Consider the following 508-nt stretch of genomic DNA (forward strand, 5'->3'; position numbering starts at 1 on the left):
TGACTCTTTGGTGAGAGCTATTCTGTTAATAACGCGTCAAGCATACCTTTATATTTAGCAGCTTGCTTTTCTTCCTTCAATCTTTCTGCACGAAGGATAGCTTTAAAGTCCATTAATGCTGTGTCGAAATCATCATTCACGATGACGTAGTCATATTCGCTGTAATGTGAGATTTCCGATTTTGCTTCAGCCATGCGCTTGGCGATGACTTCTGCGCTGTCTTGACCACGAGTATTTAAACGACGTTCAAGCTCACCGTTTGAAGGTGGCAGAATGAAGATGCTTTTTGCTTCTGGCATTTGCTCTCGAATTTGGCGAGCACCTTGCCAGTCGATATCTAGGAATACATCGATGCCTTTCTCTAGCGTTTCTTCAATCCATACGCGAGACGTACCGTAATAGTTACCAAACACTTCGGCGTATTCTAGGAAGTCGCCTTTAGCAATCAGAGTTTCAAACTCTTCTTTTGCGACGAAGTGGTAGTGGACACCGTCTTCTTCACCAGGAC

The 508-nt window shown here is 43.9% G+C and carries 1 protein-coding gene; it reads right to left on the reverse strand.

Translation table 11 applies throughout. The features are described from left to right. Positions 1–17: 17 nt before the first annotated feature. Positions 18–508, reverse strand: a 491-nt coding sequence (gene gmk / locus R7Q48_RS31440) for a guanylate kinase (RefSeq protein ID WP_318134389.1), incomplete at its 5' end; no start/stop codon positions are given.

Source organism: Vibrio sp. 378 (genome assembly GCF_033339435.1).